This is a genomic window from Sphingopyxis sp. Root1497 (assembly GCF_001427085.1).
Classification (GTDB): Bacteria; Pseudomonadota; Alphaproteobacteria; order Sphingomonadales; family Sphingomonadaceae; genus Sphingopyxis.
Map to the genome: position 1 here is coordinate 490280 of NZ_LMGF01000001.1, position 20725 is coordinate 511004.

Here is a 20725-nt window from a genome sequence, read left to right on the forward strand (position 1 = left end):
CTCCCCATGGCCTGCGGCCACAGGGAGGATATTATCGCAACTGACGCCCGGAACCGGACGCTCGCGTCTGCTTACAGATAATTGACCGTCAGCGTAAACGTCCCGCTGTAATCGCCCTCGGGCTGGTTCGCGGGGACGGTGAGCGTGCCGCCGATATAATAGGTCTGCACGCCGCTCGGCAGCAGGGTCGCGCCGAGCAGCGCGATGCCGCCGCCGCTGGTGCTCGCGGCGCGGACCAAAGTGGCGGTCATAGGCGTCGCGCCGCCGCCGGCCCGTGCCAGCGTCACCGACGTACTGCCCGACACGGTGATCAGCAGGATGCCGCCGGTGCCCTGGAACTGCGCGCGCTGCGCGTCGTTGCCGACCGCGGTGGCGCCGCCGCTGGTCGTGCGCGCGCCGGTGAGGGCGTTGACGCTGACGGTGCCGCCGGTGGCGCCGCTGATGATCGTCCCGAAATCGAGATCGTCGGTCTTGACGAGGCTGTTCGGCCGGACGACCGTCGCGGTTGTCGTCCCGGGCATGTCGGCGGCGTGCGCAGGCGCCGCCAGCGCGATCAGCGCTGCGGCGATGGCCGGGACGCGTGCGGCGGCCCGACGATGGCTGGTCCCTGGAATCCCCACGATTCTGCTCCTGTCTGGCACAGACTATGCCAGCGGGGTGTGAACCGATGATGCTTTGGCTTGGTAAAGGCGGCGTTTACGCCTTGCGCCGCCGCAAAGGGTCAACCCTTATCGGCGATCCCGCCGATGCTTACCCTTTATCGGCGATCCCGCCGATCAGCACGAAGCGCCGGTCGCAATAGCCGCAGTCGGCAAAGCCCTCGTCGGTGTCGATCTCGAGCCAGACGCGCGGATGGCCGAGCGCGGCGTTGGCGAGGCCGTCGCCGGTGCCGTCGCAGGCGACGCGGGTCTTGGGCGTACGGATGGTTTCGGGCGTGTTCTGGGTCATCGACGGCGCCCATAGCAAGCGCGCGCCAGCGCCGCAATCGGGTCTGCGCGGGCTATTGATAGTTGAAGGTGACCGAAAAGCTGCCGCTATAGTCGCCCTCGGCCTGGTTGGCGTTGACGCGCAGCCGGCCGCCGACCGCAAAGCCGACGATGCCGTTGGTGCCGGTAATGCGAAAATTGTTGCCGTTGCCGATCTGCGACAGGCCGGTGAGCGCGCCGATCTCGAAATCGTCGACGCGCATCGCCTCGCCCGGGCCGGTCAGGACGATCTGGTTCGACCCGGTCTTGATGACGACGCGATTGGCGCTGCCCTGACCCGCGAAGCGCGCCGGGCGCGCGTCGCCCGACGCCGCGATCACCCCGCCCGAGGTCGTCACCGCGCCGGACGGGGCGACGGTGACAGTGCCGATCGTCGCCGACGGAATGATCGATCCGAAGTCGAGCTGTTCGATATTGGTCAGTGACATGGGTTCGAGCACCAGCGCGCTCGCCTGGCCCTGCGTCTGTTGCGCGGCCGCCGGCATCGTCCAGAGCGCCGCCATGACGGCACCGGCAAGCGCGTTCCCCCCGAAACGCGCCAGTGGTCCCCCGGTGCCGTCGCCCCACATGCGGCGATCAGAGATAGTTCAAGGTGATGGTGAAGGTCCCGCTGTAGTCGCCCGGCGCCTGGTTGGCGTTGACGTCGAGCGTCGCGCCGACCGGGAAATTATAGTTGCCGAGCGTCGAGGCGATGCGAAAGCGCGTCGGGGTGGTCGACAGGATCGCGGTGGGCGTGCTGCCGATCTCGAAATTGCGCACGCGCATCTGCTGTCCGGGGCCGGTGATGAAGATCTGGTTCGCGCCGAGCGAGATATTGACCTCGCGGTTGTACGAGCCGAGCCCGGCGAAACGCGCGGGTTCGCCGTCATTCCCGGCCAGCGTCGCGCCACCGGTCCGCGTCCGGGAGCCGTCGGGCAGGATGCGCACCGTCCCCGCCGCGTTCGACGCGATGATGTCGCCGAAATCGAGGTCGTTAACCTTGAAGAAGGAAAGGGGCCGCAGCACGATGGCTTCGGCTTCGCCCTGCGCGTTGTTCTGCGCGTGCGCCGACGGAGCGGCGAACGGCGCAAAAGCGAGCGTCAGGGCGGCTAGGCCGCGCCGGCGAAGCGGCGGGCAGATGATGTGTCTGGTCCTCACATCACCCCTCATAAGGGCGATGTGACAAAATATGCTTACCCGCCATGGTAAAGATTTCCTTGCCGGAACACGGGCTTTCGCGAGCCGCGCGGCGCGGCTATGGAAGCGGCCATGACCGAAGCCGCCATCCGCATCGACGCCGTCTCCAAACTCTATGCCGGCGGCAAGCAGGCGCTCGACAATGTCAGTTTCGACGTGCCGCGCGGGCAGATTTTCGGGCTGCTCGGGCCGAACGGCGCGGGCAAGTCGACGCTCATCAACATCCTCGCCGGGCTGGTCAACAAGACCGCCGGGTCGGCCAGCATCTGGGGCTTCGACATCGACGCCGATCCCAGAAACGCCAAATATTCGATCGGCATCGTGCCGCAGGAAATCGTTTTCGACCCGTTTTTCACGCCGTTCGAGACGCTGGAGAATCAGGCCGGGCTCTATGGTGTGCCCAAGGCGAAGCGCATTTCGGACGAACTGCTCGACGCGGTCCACCTGAGCGACAAGCGCGACGCCTATGCGCGGACGCTGTCGGGCGGCATGAAGCGCCGCCTGCTCGTCGCCAAGGCGATGGTCCATTCGCCGCCGATTATCGTCCTCGACGAACCGACCGCCGGGGTCGATATCGAACTGCGGCAACAGCTCTGGTCCTATGTGAAGTCCTTGAACGATCGCGGCGTCACCGTGGTGCTGACGACGCACTATCTCGAAGAAGCCGAAGAGCTGTGCGACCGCATCGCGATCATTAACCACGGACGGCTGATCGCCAACAAGCCGACCCGCGAACTGGTCGACATGGCGCGCGAGAAGATCGTCGTCGTGACGCTCGACGCCGATGTGACGGTGCTGCCAACGCATCCCGCATTCGAGAAAATCGAGCGCGAGGGCGAGCGCGGGCTCGCGATCCACTACAACAAGGACCGCATGAACGCGGGCGAGGTGCTCGCCGCGGTCAATGCGATGGGCCATGGCATCGTCGACGTCTCGACCCGCGAGGCCGATCTCGAGGATGTGTTCCTCAACCTGACGCGCGCGGCGAATGGGTGAATACCTGATCCCGTTCGTGTCGAGCGAAGTCGAGACACTCATCGAAGGCGCGCGAGGCCGAGGGCATCTCGACTTCGCTCGATGCGAACGGAAATTTGATGTCAGATAAAGAGACCCACGACGTCATCATCGTCGGCTCCGGCGCTGCGGGGCTCACCGCCGCGATCGCGCTCGCCGATCATTGCCGCGTGCTCGTGCTCGCCAAGGGCGAGCTCACCGGCGGCTCGACCGCCTGGGCGCAGGGCGGGATCGCCGCGGTGCTCGATGCTGGCGACACCTTCGAAAATCATATCGAGGACACGATGGTCGCGGGCGCCGGGCTCAACCGGCGCGAGACGGTCGAGTTCGTCGTAGAGAATGCGCCGCACGCGATCGAGCGGCTCGTCGAGATGGGGGTGCCGTTCAACAAGGACAGCGACGCGCTGCACCTGACGCGCGAGGGTGGCCATTCGCACCGCCGCATCGTCCATGTCGACGACGCGACCGGCTGGGCGGTGCAGGCTGCCTTGCTCAAGACCGCCGAGGCGCATCCGAACATCACTTTGCTGCCCGGACAGGCGTGCATCGACCTGATTACCGGCCGCCACGAGGAACGTTACTCAGGATCGGGCCGCGTCTGGGGTGTCTATGCGCTCGATGAAAAGAGCGGTGAGGTCCATGCGCATGTCGGCCGCGCGACGATCCTTGCCAGCGGCGGGGCGGGGCGTGTGTACCAGTTTTCGACCGCCCCGAGAGGCGCGACCGGCGACGGTATCGCGATGGCCTGGCGCGCCGGTGCGCGGGTGTCGAACATGGAAATGATGCAGTTCCACCCGACCTGCCTCTACAATCTCGAGGTCAAGAATTTCCTGATCACCGAGGCGGTGCGCGGCGAGGGCGGCATCCTCAAGCACCCGGTCACCGGCCACCGCTACATGCCCGATTATGACGCGCGCGCCGAACTCGCGCCGCGCGACGTCGTGGCGCGCGCCAATGACGACCAGATCAAGCGATCGGGGCTCGACTATGTCCATCTCGACATCAGCCACCTCGACCCCGATTTCGTCGCGGGGCATTTCCCGAACATCTATGAAAAGCTGCTGACGCTCGGCATCGACATGACGAAGGGGCCGATCCCGGTGGTGCCCGCGCAACATTATACCTGCGGCGGGGTGCTGATCGACCTCGACGGGCGCACCGACCTGCCGGGGCTGTATGCGGCGGGCGAATGCACCGAAAGCGGGCTGCACGGCGCCAACCGCCTCGCGTCGAACAGTCTGCTCGAATGTTTCGTCTTCGGCGAGGCGGCGGCGAAGGACATCGTCGCGCGCTGGGACCAGCTCGACACCCCGCCGCCGATCCGGCCATGGGATGAAAGCCGCGTCACCGATTCGGACGAAGAGGTGATCATCAAACAGAACTGGACCGAGATCCGCCGCTTCATGTGGAATTATGTCGGCATCGTGCGCACCACCAAAAGGCTGGAACGGGCCCGGCACCGCATCGACATGATGACGCACGAGGTCGAGGATTATTACGGCCATTTCCGCGTCACCACCGACCTGATCGAGCTGCGCAACCTGCTCCAATGTGCCGAGCTGATCGTGAAGAGCGCGCTCCACCGCAAGGAAAGCCGCGGGTTGCATTACACGCTCGATTATCCGGACATGCTGCCGCAGGCGGTGGATACGGTGTTGGTGCCGTGAGGTTGGTTTAGGGAAAATCTCACGCAAAGGCGCGAAGGCGCAAAGAAGAGATTTTGCTAATTTCGGTGGTTGTTGACGATACGCTTCACTCCTTCTTTGAAAGTTTCGCCGCCAAAGTTGATGAGCAGCCCAAGGGGCAGCGCCAGCAATCGAAGGTAGGTGAGGACTTGCTTGCCGTGAAGCGGCGACAGCCGCTCCACGGATTTCAATTCGACCAGCAATACGCCTTCGATCAACAAGTCGGCCCGGAAGCCTTCGGGAAGTTCGATATCGTCATATTTTATGGGAATGGCCGCCTGCCGCTGCACATGCAGCCCGCGCCGCGTCAGTTGATCGGCCATGATGGCTTCATAAACCGATTCCAATAGGCCGGGGCCAAGGTTCTTGTGCAGATGGAAACCGCAATCGATGACGATGCTGGCCAGTTTCTCGATATCCACGCCGCCCCCTTCTTTGCGCCTTTGCGTGAGATATTTCTTCCTACCCCCCGATCTCCAACAAGCGTCCCACAAAAATCAGCACGATCGCTCCGACCACCGACGCAAAACAGCCCGCGCCGTGGAATTCGCGCTGGCCGCGCGAGGTGACGAGTCCCGCGAGCAAGGAGCCGCCGATGCCGAGCAGGATCGTCGCGATCCAGCCCATCTCGACCGCGCCGGGATAAAAGAAACGCGCCAGCGCGCCGATCAGCAGGCCGGTGATGATGGCGCCGATGATATTGATCATGCCTCGAATCCTCCTTCCAGAAACCGCTCCGCCAGCGCCGCGTGTAGCGCCGCGCCGCGCGCCATGACCTTTTCGTCGAGGACCATGCGGTTCGAGTGGAGGCCGCAGCAGCTGCGCCAGTCGCTGCCCTCGTGGCTCGCGCCGAGCCAGAACATCGCGCCCGGCACCTTTTCCAGCACATAGGCGAAATCCTCGGCGCCCATCACCGGATGATCCATCGTCATCCACGCCGCCTCGCCAAAGGTCGCTTCGACCACCGCCTGCCCGAACGCCGCCGCACGGCTGTCGCACACCGTGACCGGGAAACCCTCGACGATCTCGACCTCGGCGGTACAGCCATGCGCCTCGGCGATCGCGGGGGCGAGGCGGCGCAGGTCGGCGGCGACCGCGGCACGGCGGTGCGGCGACAGCGTGCGGATCGTGCCGAGCAACTCGGCGGTCTCGGGGATGATGTTGTTCGTCGTGCCCGCCGCGATCCTGGCGATCGTCACCACCGCGGGGTCGAACACCGAGACCCGGCGCGTGACCATCGTCTGGATCGCGGTGACGATCGCACAGGCAACGGGGATCGGATCGATCGCGTCATGCGGCATCGAGGCATGGCCGCCCGCGCCCTTGACGGTGATCGACAGCACGTCGGATGAGGCAAGCAGTGCCCCGGCACGCCCCGCGAACACCCCGTGCGGCGCGTTGGGCATGATATGGAGCGCGAACGCCGCATCGGGTAGCGGATCGAGCAGTCCGTCGTCGAGCATGAAGCGCGCGCCATGATGCCCCTCCTCGCCCGGCTGGAACATGAACAGCACGGTGCCGGACAAGCGATCGCGCGCCGCGCACAGCAGCTTCGCGGCACCGACTAGCATCGCGACATGGGTGTCGTGCCCGCAGGCATGCATCGCGCCGCTGGTTTCGGAGGTGAAGTCGAGTCCCGTATCCTCGACCAGCGGCAACGCATCCATGTCGCCGCGCAGCAACACCGTGCGGCCGTTCGCGGGACCGCGCAAGATCGCGACCAGCCCGGTCGTCGACGGCCCCTCGCGAAATTCGAGCGGCAGCCCGGCGAGCGCGTCCTTGATCTTCGCGAGCGTCTTGGGATTCTGCAGGCCGAGTTCGGGCTCGCGGTGGATCGCGCGGCGCAGGTCGACAAGGTCAGGAAGGATGGTGTCGGCCTCAGTCGGCCAGCTGTGTGTTGGATTGTCCATGTGGCGAGTGTGCCGCTGCGCGTGCCTCCTGTCGAGCCTCGGAGTCGCGTCGTACATCGGTGAGGACCCGCGTCACATTCTGCTTGATCGCCCAGCGCGCGATCGGTTCCCAATAGAGGCCGGGGTCGATGCGCAGGACATGGTCAGCGCGCGCGGTCAGCCGGGTGCGACCGCCGGGAAGCGGCACTAGGTCGAAGCGCGTCTCGCCGGTGTCGAAATAGCCGAACAGATGCGGGGTGTGGAGTTTCCTGTACGGGCTCATTTCCTCCATTGCGGGGGGCTGGCGGACGACGCGGAATGCCAGCGTGCGGCCGGGTTTCCAGACGGTGACGCGCTCGTCGGCGGTGCCGGTGGAAAAGGTGCCGATTCGGTGCGCGCCTTCGCCTTCGCCGGCGATGCGGCTCGCGACGGGATAGGCCAGCCCCGCGAGGCCGACGAGCCCGGGACTTTCGGCGACCGGGCGGTTCGCGGTCAGGCTGGCCCATACCGTCCCGGGCGGCGCGGCGATGGTGATGCTGGTGCGGGTGATGATCGGCAGCTCGGGCGGCATCGCGGCGTCGACCAGGAAGACCAAGGGCAGGGCCGCGACGCTGTAAAGCGGAGCCTGCGGTCCAAGCGGCTTCGCGACGCCGCGTCCGATGAGTCCGCCGACGATCGCGAGTCCCGCCGCGAGCGGCGCGATCAGCAGGATGCAGAGCAGGCCTTCGAGCGCGAGCATCAGCAAGGCGAGCGTGCCGAGCAGCCCCGCTAGCGCCACCGCGACGAGGGTTTCGCCGCGGCTGCGCAACGTGCCGCGGTTGACGATATAGCCGGTGATGACCCCGACCAGAAAGGGCGTGAGCACGAACAGGCCCCAGCCATAGGCGCCCATGGTCGCCCCGGACACCGCGACCGCGAGGACGATCAGCGCCATTCCCGCGACGGTTCCGCGCGCCAACTGATGCGGCGGGGCGGGGTTGCCGACGCGCTCGGGCGCGGGCGCTCCCGCGCGGCGGCGCCATAACAGGGTCAGGACGAACGCCGCGAAGATCTGGATCGTCGGCACCATCGTCAGCAGCGCCAGCCCTCCACCGCGCCCGAGCCGGTCGGCGCGGCGCAGCGACAGGAAAACGAGCGCCGTCGATATCGCGAGGCAGAAGGCGAAGCCGCCGATCGCTACGAGCGGTGAAATCCCGGGCAGCATGGCGAGCTGGCGGATCGGAAAGAACCAGAACATCCGGTCGAACGCCAGCGGGGCGGCGTGGCCGTAAAAGGCAAGCGCGACGAGGCCGTGTTGCGACAGGATCAGCGCCGCGGCGGCCAGCGCATACCGAATGGCATCGGGCAGTTCGGCGAGCAGGCGGTGCAGCAGGTTTTTCATCACGCGTCGGCCCCCGCGAGCGGGGCGGCAGGCGCTGCGCCGGGCGCCACGATGCTCAGCCCGCTGCGCGCGCCAAGCGTCGCGGGGGTCTGGACGTCCCACATCAGCCCGAGCCGCTCGCCCAGGCGGATGAAGGCGTAACCCCAGTCGCTCTGCCCGGGATGCAGCCCGATCCGCGCCGATCCCGGATAGGCGTGGTGGTTGTTGTGCCAGCCTTCGCCCATCGTCGGGATTGCCGCCCACGGCACGTCATACGCCTGCACGCCATGGGCATCGACGGTCCAGTGCTGCGGCCCGCGATTATGCGCGAGGTGGCCGACGAGCCAATGGCCGTGATTGGCGACCGCGACCCGCGCCGCGACGCCCCAGATTACCCAGCCCCAGCCCCCGATCGCGAAGAACAGCAGCGCGACAGGCAATTGCTGCCAGCGCCATGTCTTTTCGAGCCAGCCGTAAAAGGGATCGCCGTCGAGTTCGCTAAAATCGAAACGCGGCGGTCGGTCGAGGTCGAGCCGGCAATAAATCTGCCACCAGGCGTCGCGGATGATGTTGGTGCCGTGGCGCAGGAAGGGGTGGCATGTCGCCTGCCGCTGCGCCCAGTCGCGCGTGTCGTGGGCGCGGACGATGCCATAGGGACCCGCCATGCCGACGAAGGCGCCGAACCAGATGAGGGTGCGGGTCAGCCAGCGCGGCGCGGCGAAGCTGCCGTGGATCATCATCCGGTGGTACCCGACGCTGTGCCCCAGCAGTAGCGCGGCGCCGGTGGTGGCGAAGAAGAGCAGGATCGCCGAAGGGGTGAGGAAGAAGGGGCCGGCGGCGAGCGCGACCAGCGCCATGCCGCCGTTCCAGACGATGCTCGGCGGGTCGGCGCGGACGGTCCCGGCGCGCGGGTCGGGGCCGGACTCGTCGATCAGGAAGTTCACCGCATGGGGGTCCTGTTTGCTGCGCATCGCCCGACTCCTCTCGTGCAAAGAATATAAGTAATTACTTAAATAAATTATTGCTTGTCAAGGGCGATGGGCTTGCCCATTTTAGGGCGATGGAACGGGTTTTTCAGGCACTGGCGTCGACGCCGCGGCGGCGGATTCTTGCCTATCTCGCGCATGCCGAGCTCAGCGCGGGTGACATCGCGGCGCGCTTCGACATGAGCAAGCCCGCAGTGTCGCAGCACCTCTCGGTGCTCGAAAACGCCGGGCTGATCGTCAGCGAGAAGCGCGGCCAGTTCGTCTTTTATCGGCTTGTGCCCGACGCGTTGACCAATGTGCTCAACGGCTATGTTCAGGAAGTCTGCCCGGTATCGCGACCCCTGAAAGCCGAATCGCGCGCGCTTGCGGACAAGCAGAAAGGCGATGCGGAGGGCGGCTAGCCGCGAGGGCGATCGGTGCCGCCTAGACCAGCCGCATCAGGACCAGCTTTGCCGCCGCTTGCGCCCGATTGACCGCGTCGAGCTTGCGGCGCGCATTGTCGACATGGAAGCGCACGGTCGATTCGGCGAGTCCCAGGATCACCGAAATCTCCCAGTCGGTCTTGCCCTCGGCAACGAAGGCAAGGCAGTCGCGCTCGCGTGCGGTGAGATCGGGGTCGGGATCGTCGGCGAGGACGGCCGCTTCCAGAAGATATTCGGTCAGGAGCAGCCCGGCGAGTTGCACCGAGCGCCGTGCGGGGTCCGCGTTGCGATCGGAAAAGCCGATATGCGCCGACGCGATCGCGCCCTTCGGCCCATAGGATGTCGCGCACAGCGCCTCGCTCACCCCGGCCTCGCCGAGCGCGTCCCAATAGGCGCCGAAGCGCGGGTCGCCGTGCGGCGCGAAATCGCCAAAAGCGTAGCGTGTCCGTCCCTCCATGATCGGTCGCAGCAACGGATTGCAGTCGAAGCAGACATAGTTGAAGGCGGGGCTGCCGGGCCAGCTTTCGGGCGCGACGCGGCGGACGACGCCGCCCGCGGCCCAGTGGCTCTTCGCGGTGAGGCGGGTCGTCGGTCGGCGATAAACGCGGGTCTGCAGATAGGTCACGCCGAGCGGCGCGGCGGCGGCGAAAAAGATGTCGCTGGCCTCGGCGGGAGACCTGTCCTGCCATGGGTCGACGATGTCCAGTATCTCGGCCGTAATCATCGCGTTCTCCGCGAATAATGCCGCTCAATCGCGCAATGGACGGTTGTCCATCGTCGCGTATCGTCCGGCAACTCTCGAATCCGGGGGGTATTCATCCCCCGTTCCCGGCCAATAAATGCCTCATCCTCAATGCGGAGTCGAGATCATGACCGAATTAATCAGCGTCAATGTCTATCTGTCGAACTATGTTCACGGATCCGGAAACTACAAGATTTTCGTCGAGGGTCCGGGCGGAAATCAAGAAGCGCCGGGGGTCGCGAGCGCGAACTTCAATCTGCAGAAGGACGGCCATTATTGGGCTTATGGCCAATATGTCGGGGGCAACAGCACGCATGCGCGGCACGGGCATTCCTTCTTCGCCGGCAACAGCGCGATCAGCGTCGACATGAACCGCGACTAGGCGGCAAGGCGATGGCTAACCCCCTGTTCACCCCGCGCGGCCCGCCGCCGCCCGCCGGACCCCAGCCGTTCCGCACCAAGGACGGCGAACTGAGCTTCCTCGTGCCCGAGGGGTGGCAGGCGACGGGGGCGATCCAGGTTGAACCGCCCGCGAACCGCTATGTCATCCTCGACGCCACGGGGCCCGACGACGCGCTGATCTTTTGCGGGCATCCCGACCTGCCGCAGCGCTATCTCGTTCCCGCGCCGTGGCACGGGATGTTGCAGCCGGGGCGGCGCACCAAGTTCGGCGACGGGCCGACCGCGCAATGGCTGCTCCCGGCGCCGCTCGCGACGGCGCCGCAGATGGCGCAGCATCTCGCGACGCGGCGCTTCGGCGACCTTGTGCTGACCCATGTCGTGCCGCATCAGAAACTGCTCGACGACACGCGCAAGGGCGCCGCCGACGCCGGGGTCTATCCCGCCTATATCGACGCCTGCGATGCCGGGTTCGCGTCGATCGACGGGCGCTTCGTCGGCCAGATCCAGCTTGTCGTTTTCGGCGGCGGCAACCCCGGCGACACCTGGCAGGTCGAATATATATCGGGCTTCCGCTGCGTGCCCGACGCGCGCGGGGCGGTCGCCGCGCTGTTCGACGAGGTGATGGCCTCGATCGTCATCGGCGCCGAATGGCAACGCAAAAACCCCGACGAAGTGTCGCAGGATGCGCTCGACAGCTTCGATGCCAAGCATCGTGCCGCCGATGCTGCCGATCGCTATGCGCTTGTCACGCACCGCAATGCGGTGGACGCGATCCGCGACGGCATCCTCGGCGCGATCAAGGGGCGCAAGCCGGGGGGCGATCGTGGCAACCTCTGATCCGGTCGATCCGCTCGCGCTGCTCGGCGCGATCATGACCTTGTCGCGCGACGCCGCCGCCGAAGCGCGCGCCGAGCTCGGCAATTTGCAGGCGGCCTATCTCGATCAGGGCAAGCCGGTGCCGGAGGCGCTGCTCGACCTGTGGCGCTGCCGCGTCGTCTATTGGGAAGCCCAGATCGCCGCTTTGGCGGAGCTGGCGCGCGGCACGGCGCACGCGCCCGCGGTCGCCGCCGTCACCGCGCCGCTGCTGGCGTGGCTGGCGATGGTCAAACCCGACGCCCCGCCGGTCGGCGGCGGCGTAGCTCACGGAAGGGACGCATGATGACGACCGAACTGAAACTGTCGACCCTGTCGGTGGGCAAACCGGAAGTGGGGCACCCGCTCAACGGCGAGGTCGCGTTCGTTGCGCGGGAGCAGGCCAAGGGTTATGGCGTCATGGCGCGGGTGATGTTCAATTTCGACTTCGACGAAGGCGCATCCTTCACCGACATCGAAGCGACGGTGAAGCGCGAGGCCAAGCTATGGTTCCAGCGCTGCGCCGACATGCTTTGAAGGGTTCGCGGCCTAACGCCTGCCCCCGAACAACTGCCGCCCTGCGAGGTCGAGCATGATTTCCTCGCTGCCACCACCGATCGCATTGACGCGGACCTCGCGGTAGATGCGCTCGACCTTGCTGCCGGTGATATAGCTCGCGCCGCCAAGCACTTGCGCCGCCTCGCGCGCGACGGACTCCAGCATCCGCGTCGCCTGGACCTTGAGCATCGCGAAGTCGGCGGGTCGGTCCTTGCCGTTTTTGACCTGCCAGGCGGCGAGGTCGACCCACGCCTGCGTCGCCTCGATCTGGCGCTCCATGTCGGCGAGCTTGATGCGGATCGACTGGTGGCCGACGAGCGGCTTGCCGAAGGTTTCGCGTTGCTGTGCCCACTCGGCCGCCTCGGCGAGCGCGACGCGCGCATAGGCGCAGCAGCCCATGGCCATGCCCAGTCGCTCCGAATTGAAGTTGCGCATGATGCCGATGAAGCCGCCATTTTCGGGTCCGATCAGGTTCGCTGCTGGTACGCGCACGTCGCTGAAATGGATCGCGGCGGTGTCGCTGCAACGCCAGCCCATCTTGTCGAGCCTTGTGCGTTCGACGCCCGGCGAATCCATCTCGATCAGCAGCAGGGAAATGCCCGCCGCACCCGGCCCGCCGGTGCGCACCGCGCAGGTCAGCCAGTCGGCGCGCATGCCGCTAGTGATGAACATCTTGCCGCCGTTGACCACATAGGCGTCGCCGTCGCGGACCGCGGTCGTCTTGAGATTGGCGACGTCGCTGCCGCCGCCCGCCTCGGTGATACCGAGCGCGATGATCTTCTCGCCCGCGAGCACCGGCGGCGCGACGCGCTGCTTCAAGTCTTCCGAGCCGAGCGCGAGGATCGGGGGTAGGCCGATGCCGTGCGTCATCAGCGACGCGCCGAGCCCGCCCGCGCCGACCGCGGCGAGTTCCTCGGTCAGCACCAGCCCGTGAAAATTGTCGAAGCCTTCCGAATGGCCGCCATATTGCTCGGGATAGCGCAGCCCCAATATGCCCGCGTTGGATGCCTTCTTGTGGAGATCGCGCGGCAATTCGCCCTCGGCCTCCCAGCGGTCGATATGCGGCGCGATCTCGCGCTCGACGAAGCGGCGGACGCTCTGCGCGAGCGCCTCATGGGTTTCGTCATAATAGGGCGAACGTGCGCGCCAGTCGTCGAAAGCTGTCATGGCGCGATGCTGCGCGGGGTTGACGTAAACGTCAAGTCGGCTTCTTCGCGGGCTTGCGCCGCCGCGCCAACAACTTAAGGTCGCGCCATGAACAAGTCGCACCTGCTCGCCGGCCTCGCCGCATTCGCCCTGATCTCCACCCCCGCCCTGGCCCAGAAGACCCCCGAGGCGATCGCCGAGGCGGCGCTCAAGAAGGCGCCGGTCTTCGACGGGCATAACGACGTGCCGTGGGAGCTGCGGGGCAGCGTCGGCAATGTGATCAACGACTTCGACTTCAACGACACCACCAAGCCCAAGCCAGACGGAAGTGTGATGCACACCGACATCCAGCGGCTGCGCAAGGGCCATGTCGGGGCGCAATTCTGGTCGGTCTATGTGCCGTCGAATGCCAACGAGCAGCAGGCGGTGCAGCAGACGATCGAGCAGATCGACGTCGCGAAGCGTCTGATCGCACGCTACCCCAACGACCTCGGCTTTGCCCAGACCTCGACCGAACTCGAAAGCCAGATGAAGGCGGGCAAGGTCGCGGGCATGCTCGGCGCCGAGGGCGGCCAGTCGATCGGCTCGTCGCTCGCGGTGCTGCGCCAGCTTTACGGCATGGGCGTGCGCTATATGACGCTGACCCACGGCAAGACCACGCCCTGGGCCGACAGCGCGACCGACGCGCCGCAGCACGACGGACTCACCGATTTCGGCAAGCAGGTCGTGCGCGAAATGAACCGCATCGGCATGATCGTCGACCTCAGCCATGTCAGCGAAGCGACGATGAAGGACGCGCTCGAGGTGTCGAAGGCGCCGGTGATGTTCAGCCATTCGGGGGTGCGCGCGGTCAACGACCACCCCCGCAACGTCCCCGACTCGGTGCTGCCCGCGGTGAAGGCGAACGGCGGCGTCGTGATGGTCGTGCTCTATGCGGCCTTCCTCGATCCCAAATTACGTGAGCATGGCCTGTCGCGCACCGCCCAAAAGGCGCGGCTCGATGCGCAATATGTCGGCAACCCCGACGGCGCGGCGGCGGCGCTCAAGGCGTGGGACGCGGCGACCCCCCCGCCGCAGACGCCGATCGGCGTCGCGGCCGACCATATCGATTATCTCAAGAAGACGATCGGCGTCGATCATATCGGCATCGGCGGCGACTATGACGGCATGGACGCGACCCCGGTCGGGCTGGAGGATGTCACCGGCTATCCGCGCCTGTTCGCCGAACTGGCGCGGCGCGGCTATACGCAGGCCGAGCTCGAGAAGATCTCGAGCGGCAACATGCTGCGCGTGCTGAAGGCGGTCGAGGCCTATGCGGCGAGCCAGAAGGGCCAGCCGCCGATCGAAACGCCGGTGGCGAAATAGGCTAACGGCGGCGGAACGGCCAGTTGGTCACCCCGCCCGCCCACAGCGCCCACCAGATGATCACCGGCTGCAGCGCGAGACGCGGGCCATGATACCACCAGCTCAGCGTCTCGCCGCCGATCGCGACATGGGCGAGTGCGTGATGGAAATTCGCGGGCCAGACGCACAGCGCATAGAGCGCGAGGCCCCAGCCCGCCGCCTTGCGCACCTGCGGGATCATCAGCCCCGCCGCACCGGCGAGTTCGGCGACGCCGGTCGCGGCGACGACGTTGGCGGGAAAGGGCACCCAGGACGGGGTGATCGCCAGAAAAGGCGCGGGGGTCGCGAGATGGCGATAACCCGCATAGGCGTAAGCGAGCGCGAGCAGCCAGCGCAGCGCGGCACGGACGCGACTTTGCGGCTTGCCTGGGCTCATGTTTTTTCGTCTAGTCCCGCCATGACGATAGCCCCTTCCGCCCGCCTGTTTCTTGCCCCGCTCGCCGCCGCGCTGTTGCTCGGCGCATCGCCGGGCAAGACGCCGACCCCGGGCTTTGCCGCCCCGGCCTTCACGCTCACCACCTTCGACAAGCGCAAAGTGACGCTGGCCGAGATGAAGGGCAAGGTCGTCGTGATCAACTATTGGGCGACCTGGTGCGCGCCGTGCAAGGCTGAAATGCCGATGATGCACCGCTATTTCAAAGCCAATCAGGCGCGCGGGCTCGAGATGTTCGGGGTGACGACCGAGGACAGCGTGCCCAAGGCGCAGCTGAAGAAGGTCAGCGACGTGCTCTCCTATCCGCTGTCGAACCGGATGACCGGCAATTATGGGTCGATCGATAATGCCGTGCCCTCGACCTATATCATCGATCGCAAGGGCATCGTCCGCCACGCCAAGAAGGGTGCTTACACCGACCGCGAGTTCAAGGCGGCGCTCGACCCGCTGCTGGCGGAAGCGCCCTAGGTTTTCCACCCCCGTTCGTATCGAGCGAAGTCGAGATACGTTTGGGGGCTTATGCGGTCGCGTGTCTCGACTTCGCTCGACACGAGCGGAAAGAGAAGCTGGCCCCTACCGTCCGATCGCCGCGAGCATCGCTTCGACGCTGGTGAATTTCTCGCGCGGGTTGCCGTCGAGCGCGGCGGCGACTTCGGCGGCTTCGATCTTGCGCCAGTCGCGAAAGGTGACCGGCACGACATTGCGGCTCGCGAGCAAGGCGTCGAGCCCCGCGCGTCCCGCCTTGCCGCCGCCGCGTCCGACATCCTCGATCACCATTTCGGCGATGCGGATACCGTCGGGCTTGTTGGTGCCGATCGTCCCCGACGGCCCGCGCCGCGCCCAGCCGACGCAATAAAGGCCGGGCAGGATTCGTCCTTCGGTGTTGGCGAAGCGTCCGCGACCATGCTCATAGGGGACGCCCGGGATCGGCGGGGTCTGGTACCCGATGCAGCTCACCACCAGCCCAGCCTCGATCGTATAGGTTTCGCCGGTCGGAACCGAGCGCAGCTCGGCATCGAGCGCGGTGCGTTCGACGACGACGCGCTGGACCTTGCCGTCCCCCTCGATCGCCACCGGCATCGCGAAGAAATCGAAATCGATCGTCACCGGCTTGGCGACCGGATTGGCGCTGAAGCTGCGCAAATGGGTCACCGACTTGCGCATCCCGGGCTCGAGCAGCGCATCGTCGCCCTCGGGCGGCAGGTCGGCGGGGTCGACGCGCGGGCTGGCGCGTTCGAGATGCCCGAGTTCGCCGAGTTCCTTGGGCGTCATCGCGATCTGGTGCGGCCCGCGGCGGCCGAGGATATGGATATGGCGCACCGCGCTGCCCGCCAGCGTCTCGCGCGCGTGCGCGACGATGTCGCTGCCGGCGAATTCCCCCGGCGTCTTGGCGAGGATGCGCGCGACGTCCAATGCGACATTGCCGTTGCCGATCACCGCGACCCCGGCGGCGGTCAGCTGCGGGTCGAGGCCTGCGAAATCGGGGTGGCCATTGTACCAGCCGACGAAGGCCGCGCTGCCGATCACCCCGGGCAAATCGGCACCCGGAATGTCGAGCGGCCGGTCGTTCGGTGCCCCGGTCGCAAGCACGACCGCGTCGTAAAGCCCGACCAGCTCGTCGATCGTCACGTCGGTGCCGACCGAGACATGGCCGACGAAGCGGACATTGTCGGCGAGCGCGACGCCTTCGTAGCGGCGTGACACCGCCTTGATCGACTGGTGGTCGGGGGCGACCCCGGTGCGGATCAGGCCATAGGGGACGGGCAGGCGGTCGATGACGTCGACGGCGATGTCCTCGGCTTTCTGCAGGGTTTCGGCGGTATAATAGCCGGCCGGACCCGAACCGACGATCGCGACATGACGCATTCAGCCCACTCCTTCGGGGTGTCCGCATGGGTCAGCGGCCCCCTTGTCTTGTTATGCGGCGATGCTAGCGGCGATTTGCGACAGAGCAAGGGGCAGCGATCGACAGGCCGCAACGGCCTTGACAGCGGGCATGCGGAATCATAATGCGCCCGCCTCTGCTGCCCTGTCGTCTAATGGTAAGACTGCGGTTTCTGATACCGCCTATCGAGGTTCGAATCCTCGCGGGGCATCCAGAGCTTCAATAAACTATTGAAATGCTGGGGAAGCTGCTTCCTCCGTGCGTCTCCGTCCACATCTGCGATACATGCGCCAAACAAGTGGATCGCAAAATCGACTTGGACCGCTGCGTTGGCTGCAAAATGATTCGGCGCACCCTTGTACCAGAGGGTCTGCTTTGCGCCTCGATGTCGGGCGTTCGGCAGTTCCACAGCTAATCTGCAAAGCCGCCGTTCGTCGAGAGCGCTGGTCGATGCGCGTGGATAGGCCTACTTCTGCGGCTCTTACCGTGGCGAAGGATCGTGCCCACTGTTCTGTGCATGACGGGCGCCGCCTTTGCACCCTCGGTGTGGATCGTCCGGAGGATCGCCACCGCCGCCATCAGGCGGAGGTCCGAGCCGCCACATTCTTCTGGTATCGGGACCGAGAGATAGCCAGCATTTGTCAGCGCTTTGTCGAAAACGGTGGGATATTAACGCTTCGAATCGGGTTCGTGTATTGTTCTCAAGGAACCGCGGCGCACAGGCGCCGAACTTCCTCGCGGATCTCTGGGAAATGCATGCTATAAAATAGGGCTGAACGGCACGCGGTTTTGACCCCGCCTGGCATTCGGACGTCGCTATCGGTCTATATTGTTCGTCGTCAGCAATGCGACGCGAACGGCGTTCCGTCCTGCCAGCAGAATGGCCGAGGCGGCGGCGAGCGCCGCCGTGGATACCGTGGCCAGTGACGCCGATAGCGACGCGAAGACATGGTCGCTAAGTAGCCCGATGAGGAGTGGCCCCAACCCCATGCCCAGCACTGTCACGACGAGCAGATACAGCGCCATGGCCCGCCCGCGCATCGTCGCCGGCGCCAGCAACTGCACCGTCGTCGCCTGGAGTCCGCCGAGCATCGAGGAGAGGAAGGCGCCGATCCCGAGCAGGACGAGCACCGTCGGCGTGTGCGGCAGCATATAGGCCGCCCCGAACGCCAGCGCCTGCGGCGGCAGGGTCGCGAGTACGAGCAGGATCGGGGCATGCACGATCCCGCGCCGCGTCATCCGGTCGGAGAGGAGGCCGCCGCTGAGGACGCCGACAAAGCCGCATAGCCCGACGATCACCCCGAGCGAGAGGCCGATGTCGGGCGCCGCCATGCCATGTTCGCGCGCGAGCAGCGCCGGTCCCCACAGCATCGGGATATAGCCGGCGATGACGATCGAGCCGAAGCCGAGGAAGACCGTCGCAAAGGCCCGGGCGTTCGTCCGGATCGTCGCGAGCAGCACGCCGAAGCCTGGAACCTCGGCCCGCGCCGCCGTCCGCGGCGCTTCGCGCATCGTCGTGAGCAGTAGCAGTGCGAGCGGCAGGCCAAGCAGCCCGACGGCGAGCATCGCGAGCCGCCAGTCGCTGACCGTTCCTAGCGCGCCGAGCGAGACGCTCGTCTCTGCGGCCCAATCGGCGAGCATGCCGCCGAAACCCATCGCCAGCCCGCCGCCGAGCACGACCCCCGACGAATAGAGCGCGATAGCGAAGGCGAGCCGCTCGGGCGGGAAGCGGTCGGCGATCGTCGAGAGCGCGGCGGGCGACAGCGTCGCCTCGCCGACCCCGACGAGCGCGCGCATGACCAGCAGGCCCCCGAAGCCGCCGATCAGTCCGCTCCCAGCGGTGGCCAAGCTCCAGCCGATAAGGCCGAGGACGATCAGGTTGCGCCGGTTGAAGCGGTCGGCGGCTGCGCCAAAGGGCAGGCCCAGCACGGTATAGAAGAGCACGAAGCCGAAGCCGACGAGCAGGCCGATTTCGGTATCGCCAAGATCGAATTCCGCGCGGATCGGTTCGGCAAGCAGACTGATGAGCACCCGGTCGAGGAAGGACAGGATATAGGTCAGCATCAGCAGCAGCACGACATAATAGCTGTAGCGCAGGTTCGGCGTCCCGGGCGCGGTGGCCCTCTGGTCCTGATGCTGCAATTCTGGCTCCTTCAGCGCGCAAAGGCGGTTTGGGCGTTAGCGCGTGACGATCGCGACCGCCGACAGGCCCGGCGCGCCATAGACATGGCTGTACCCGACCTTGGGATCGCGCAGCACCTGGCGTGCGCCCGCGCGGCCACGCAGTTGCTGGACATTTTCATAGACCTGGCGGAGCCCCGACGCGCCGACCGGCTCGCCGCAGGCAAGGCAGCCGCCGTCGGTGTTGATCGGCAGCTTGCCGCCGATCTCGCTCCAGCCGTTGGCGAACCACTCCTCCTGCTCGCCGTCGGCGCAGAAGCCGTTCTCGGCCATGTGCATGATCTCGGCGCCGCTTTCGGTGTCCTGCAACTGCGCGACATCGACGTCACCGGGACCGATGCCCGCCTGTTCGAACGCGGCCTGGCTGGCGAGCACGGTGGGCTTACCGCCGGGCGGGGTGCGAATCGAGGGCGCGAAGACCTCGAACGACCCTTCGGGCCGGGTGCGAAAGGCGATGCTGTCGATCCGCACGCCGTCGCTTCCGAGCTCGCGCAGCTTCTTTTCGTTGGCGAGGACGAGCGCGACCCCGCCCTCGGCGGGCGAGCAGAACATATATTTGGTCAGCGGATCGTTGACCATTGGCGCATTGAGGATCGTCTCGATGTCGACCGGCGAACGCCGCCAGGCATGGTCGCACAGCGCGCCGTTGCGGAACGCCTTTTCGGCGACCCGGCCGAGCGTCTCACGGCTGATGCCGTGCAGCTTCATGTAGCGCTGGATCTTGAGCGCGAAGAACTGCGTCGTCAGCATCATGCCGGTCTCGCCATACCATGCGGGAAGGCCGTAGTTCGACGGCTTTGCGTTGAAGGCGCCGCGTTCATGCTTGTCGAAGCCGACCGCAACCGCGACGTCGCACATTCCCGACGCGATAGCATTATGCGCCGCGGTCAGCGCGCTGCCGCCGGTCGCGCAGCCGTTGGCGACGTTGATGAAGGGCAGGCTGGTCAGCCCGAGGTCGTTGACCATGATGTCGGCCGACCCGGCGGCGATCGAGCCGCCGCTGGCGAAGCCGATGTCGGCCCATTCGATCCCCGCGTCGGCGAGCGCCTGACGCAGCGCAAAGACGCCCTGCGCGCGCCCCGACCGCCCCTCGGTCCGGCCAAAGGCATGGATGCCCGCGCCGATGATATGGACGTTCTCGCTCATGCGCGCTGCTCCGGACGAAAGGCAAAGGTGCTGCGATGGTCGTCGAAGGGGACGATCACGAGCTGCATCGGCATCCCGAGCTCCAGCCGGTCGATCGACGTTTCGACGATGCGGCTCTCGACGATCACTTCATTCGCCAACTCTATATAGCCGAGCAGAAAGGGCTCGAACGGCTCGGGACCGGCAAAGGGCGACTTGGGCTGAAACTCCTGGCTGGTCCACGACCAGAGGGTTCCGCTGGTCGCAAGCGCGACGCGTTCGAGCGGCTCCAACGGCTCGTCGGGCAAGGGAAAGACGATTTCGCCATTGGCCTTCCGGCCGCCGATCAGGCGCGGTGGCGGGCCGTCGTCCCACAATCCTGCGGCGATCGGGGAAAGCCCCTGCGCGTTGTCCATATCCCCACCCATTCTCGTTGCGCCGGGCCTGATTACCTGTGCGGACGAATCATTTATATAACG

The 20725-nt window shown here is 66.3% G+C and carries 26 protein-coding genes and 1 tRNA gene; 10 read left to right on the forward strand and 17 right to left on the reverse strand.

Annotated elements, in window-relative coordinates; all coding sequences use genetic code 11:
• Window positions 1–71: 71 nt before the first annotated feature.
• From ASD67_RS02255 to ASD67_RS02270, 4 genes are all read right to left on the reverse strand, one after another.
• Window positions 72–620 (reverse strand): DUF4402 domain-containing protein, encoded by a 549-nt coding sequence (locus ASD67_RS02255; protein WP_056342594.1) that lies wholly within the window; start codon window positions 618–620, stop codon window positions 72–74.
• Between the two features lie 130 nt (window positions 621–750).
• A complete protein-coding gene (locus tag ASD67_RS02260) occupies window positions 751–948 on the reverse strand; it encodes a zinc-finger domain-containing protein (protein WP_056342597.1) in 198 nt (65 codons plus the stop codon).
• 52 nt (window positions 949–1000) lie between these two features.
• A complete protein-coding gene (locus ASD67_RS02265) occupies window positions 1001–1489 on the reverse strand; it encodes a DUF4402 domain-containing protein (protein ID WP_056342601.1) in 489 nt (162 codons plus the stop codon).
• Window positions 1490–1562: 73 nt separating this feature from the next.
• A complete protein-coding gene (locus ASD67_RS02270; protein ID WP_056342604.1) occupies window positions 1563–2123 on the reverse strand; it encodes a DUF4402 domain-containing protein in 561 nt (186 codons plus the stop codon).
• A gap of 111 nt (window positions 2124–2234) precedes the next feature.
• Between ASD67_RS02270 and ASD67_RS02275 the strand changes: the two genes are divergently transcribed.
• A complete protein-coding gene (locus ASD67_RS02275; protein ID WP_056342944.1) occupies window positions 2235–3158 on the forward strand; it encodes an ABC transporter ATP-binding protein in 924 nt (307 codons plus the stop codon).
• Between the two features lie 98 nt (window positions 3159–3256).
• Window positions 3257–4843, forward strand: a complete 1587-nt coding sequence (gene nadB / locus ASD67_RS02280; protein ID WP_056342605.1) for an L-aspartate oxidase — start codon at window positions 3257–3259, stop codon at window positions 4841–4843.
• A gap of 56 nt (window positions 4844–4899) precedes the next feature.
• On the opposite strand, the gene ASD67_RS02285 is transcribed toward nadB, so the two are convergent.
• The 5 genes from ASD67_RS02285 to ASD67_RS02305 are packed head-to-tail and all read right to left on the reverse strand — an operon-like array spanning window position 4900 to window position 9081.
• The gene (locus ASD67_RS02285) at window positions 4900–5283 is read right to left on the reverse strand and encodes a GxxExxY protein (protein ID WP_056342608.1); all 384 of its coding nucleotides are present in this window, start codon (window positions 5281–5283) and stop codon (window positions 4900–4902) included.
• A gap of 40 nt (window positions 5284–5323) precedes the next feature.
• Entirely contained in the window at window positions 5324–5569 is a 246-nt protein-coding gene (locus tag ASD67_RS02290) for a GlsB/YeaQ/YmgE family stress response membrane protein (RefSeq protein ID WP_056342611.1), read from the reverse strand.
• Entirely contained in the window at window positions 5566–6771 is a 1206-nt protein-coding gene (locus tag ASD67_RS02295) for a M20 metallopeptidase family protein (RefSeq protein ID WP_056342614.1), read from the reverse strand. Before ASD67_RS02295 ends, ASD67_RS02290 begins: the two co-directional genes overlap by 4 nt.
• Entirely contained in the window at window positions 6740–8131 is a 1392-nt protein-coding gene (locus ASD67_RS02300) for an SRPBCC family protein (RefSeq protein WP_056342616.1), read from the reverse strand. Before ASD67_RS02300 ends, ASD67_RS02295 begins: the two co-directional genes overlap by 32 nt.
• Window positions 8131–9081 carry an acyl-CoA desaturase gene (locus ASD67_RS02305; RefSeq protein WP_056342619.1) on the reverse strand — a complete coding sequence of 317 codons (951 nt, stop codon included), beginning with the start codon at window positions 9079–9081 and terminating at the stop codon, window positions 8131–8133. The genes ASD67_RS02300 and ASD67_RS02305 overlap by 1 nt, the downstream gene beginning before the upstream one ends.
• 89 nt (window positions 9082–9170) lie before the next feature.
• On the opposite strand from ASD67_RS02305, the gene ASD67_RS02310 reads away from it, so the two are divergent.
• Window positions 9171–9497 (forward strand): metalloregulator ArsR/SmtB family transcription factor, encoded by a 327-nt coding sequence (locus tag ASD67_RS02310; RefSeq protein WP_056342622.1) that lies wholly within the window; start codon window positions 9171–9173, stop codon window positions 9495–9497.
• Between the two features lie 22 nt (window positions 9498–9519).
• On the opposite strand, the gene ASD67_RS02315 is transcribed toward ASD67_RS02310, so the two are convergent.
• Window positions 9520–10242: a helix-turn-helix domain-containing protein gene (locus ASD67_RS02315; RefSeq protein ID WP_056342625.1), complete on the reverse strand. Its 723-nt coding sequence runs from the start codon at window positions 10240–10242 to the stop codon at window positions 9520–9522.
• Window positions 10243–10387: 145 nt separating this feature from the next.
• Here ASD67_RS02315 and ASD67_RS02320 point away from each other — a divergent pair, with 145 nt between their 5' ends.
• The 4 genes from ASD67_RS02320 to ASD67_RS02335 are packed head-to-tail and all read left to right on the forward strand — an operon-like array spanning window position 10388 to window position 12051.
• Window positions 10388–10642, forward strand: a complete 255-nt coding sequence (locus ASD67_RS02320; RefSeq protein ID WP_056342628.1) for a hypothetical protein — start codon at window positions 10388–10390, stop codon at window positions 10640–10642.
• 11 nt (window positions 10643–10653) lie between these two features.
• A complete protein-coding gene (locus ASD67_RS02325; protein ID WP_056342631.1) occupies window positions 10654–11499 on the forward strand; it encodes a hypothetical protein in 846 nt (281 codons plus the stop codon).
• A complete protein-coding gene (locus ASD67_RS02330) occupies window positions 11486–11821 on the forward strand; it encodes a hypothetical protein (protein ID WP_056342634.1) in 336 nt (111 codons plus the stop codon). Before ASD67_RS02325 ends, ASD67_RS02330 begins: the two co-directional genes overlap by 14 nt.
• On the forward strand, window positions 11818–12051 hold the full coding sequence (locus ASD67_RS02335; RefSeq protein ID WP_156377534.1) for a hypothetical protein: 234 nt from the start codon (window positions 11818–11820) through the stop codon (window positions 12049–12051). The genes ASD67_RS02330 and ASD67_RS02335 overlap by 4 nt, the downstream gene beginning before the upstream one ends.
• A gap of 12 nt (window positions 12052–12063) precedes the next feature.
• Here the strand turns inward: ASD67_RS02335 and ASD67_RS02340 are convergent, their stop codons facing one another.
• Window positions 12064–13239 (reverse strand): acyl-CoA dehydrogenase family protein, encoded by a 1176-nt coding sequence (locus ASD67_RS02340; protein ID WP_056342640.1) that lies wholly within the window; start codon window positions 13237–13239, stop codon window positions 12064–12066.
• 87 nt (window positions 13240–13326) lie between these two features.
• Between ASD67_RS02340 and ASD67_RS02345 the strand changes: the two genes are divergently transcribed.
• Window positions 13327–14583: a dipeptidase gene (locus tag ASD67_RS02345; RefSeq protein ID WP_056342643.1), complete on the forward strand. Its 1257-nt coding sequence runs from the start codon at window positions 13327–13329 to the stop codon at window positions 14581–14583.
• 1 nt (window position 14584) lies between these two features.
• Here the strand turns inward: ASD67_RS02345 and ASD67_RS02350 are convergent, their stop codons facing one another.
• A complete protein-coding gene (locus tag ASD67_RS02350) occupies window positions 14585–14998 on the reverse strand; it encodes a DoxX family protein (protein WP_082544799.1) in 414 nt (137 codons plus the stop codon).
• A gap of 21 nt (window positions 14999–15019) precedes the next feature.
• Between ASD67_RS02350 and ASD67_RS02355 the strand changes: the two genes are divergently transcribed.
• Window positions 15020–15523, forward strand: a complete 504-nt coding sequence (locus tag ASD67_RS02355) for a TlpA family protein disulfide reductase (RefSeq protein ID WP_056342646.1) — start codon at window positions 15020–15022, stop codon at window positions 15521–15523.
• A gap of 105 nt (window positions 15524–15628) precedes the next feature.
• Here the strand turns inward: ASD67_RS02355 and ASD67_RS02360 are convergent, their stop codons facing one another.
• Complete coding sequence (locus tag ASD67_RS02360) at window positions 15629–16921, reverse strand: FAD-dependent oxidoreductase (protein ID WP_056342648.1); 1293 nt, start codon at window positions 16919–16921, stop codon at window positions 15629–15631.
• A gap of 159 nt (window positions 16922–17080) precedes the next feature.
• On the opposite strand from ASD67_RS02360, the gene ASD67_RS02365 reads away from it, so the two are divergent.
• Window positions 17081–17154: transfer RNA gene (locus ASD67_RS02365), tRNA-Gln, on the forward strand.
• Between the two features lie 197 nt (window positions 17155–17351).
• Here ASD67_RS02365 and ASD67_RS23570 read toward each other — a convergent pair.
• The 4 genes from ASD67_RS23570 to ASD67_RS02380 all read right to left on the reverse strand — a co-directional run bounded on the left by ASD67_RS23570 (window position 17352) and on the right by ASD67_RS02380 (window position 20662).
• Complete coding sequence (locus ASD67_RS23570; protein WP_082544777.1) at window positions 17352–17585, reverse strand: acyl-CoA dehydrogenase family protein; 234 nt, start codon at window positions 17583–17585, stop codon at window positions 17352–17354.
• A gap of 171 nt (window positions 17586–17756) precedes the next feature.
• Window positions 17757–19082: an MFS transporter gene (locus ASD67_RS02370; RefSeq protein WP_056342651.1), complete on the reverse strand. Its 1326-nt coding sequence runs from the start codon at window positions 19080–19082 to the stop codon at window positions 17757–17759.
• A gap of 36 nt (window positions 19083–19118) precedes the next feature.
• Window positions 19119–20267 (reverse strand): thiolase family protein, encoded by a 1149-nt coding sequence (locus tag ASD67_RS02375; protein WP_056342653.1) that lies wholly within the window; start codon window positions 20265–20267, stop codon window positions 19119–19121.
• Window positions 20264–20662: a Zn-ribbon domain-containing OB-fold protein gene (locus ASD67_RS02380; protein WP_056342656.1), complete on the reverse strand. Its 399-nt coding sequence runs from the start codon at window positions 20660–20662 to the stop codon at window positions 20264–20266. The genes ASD67_RS02375 and ASD67_RS02380 overlap by 4 nt, the downstream gene beginning before the upstream one ends.
• Between the last annotated feature and the right edge of the window lie 63 nt (window positions 20663–20725).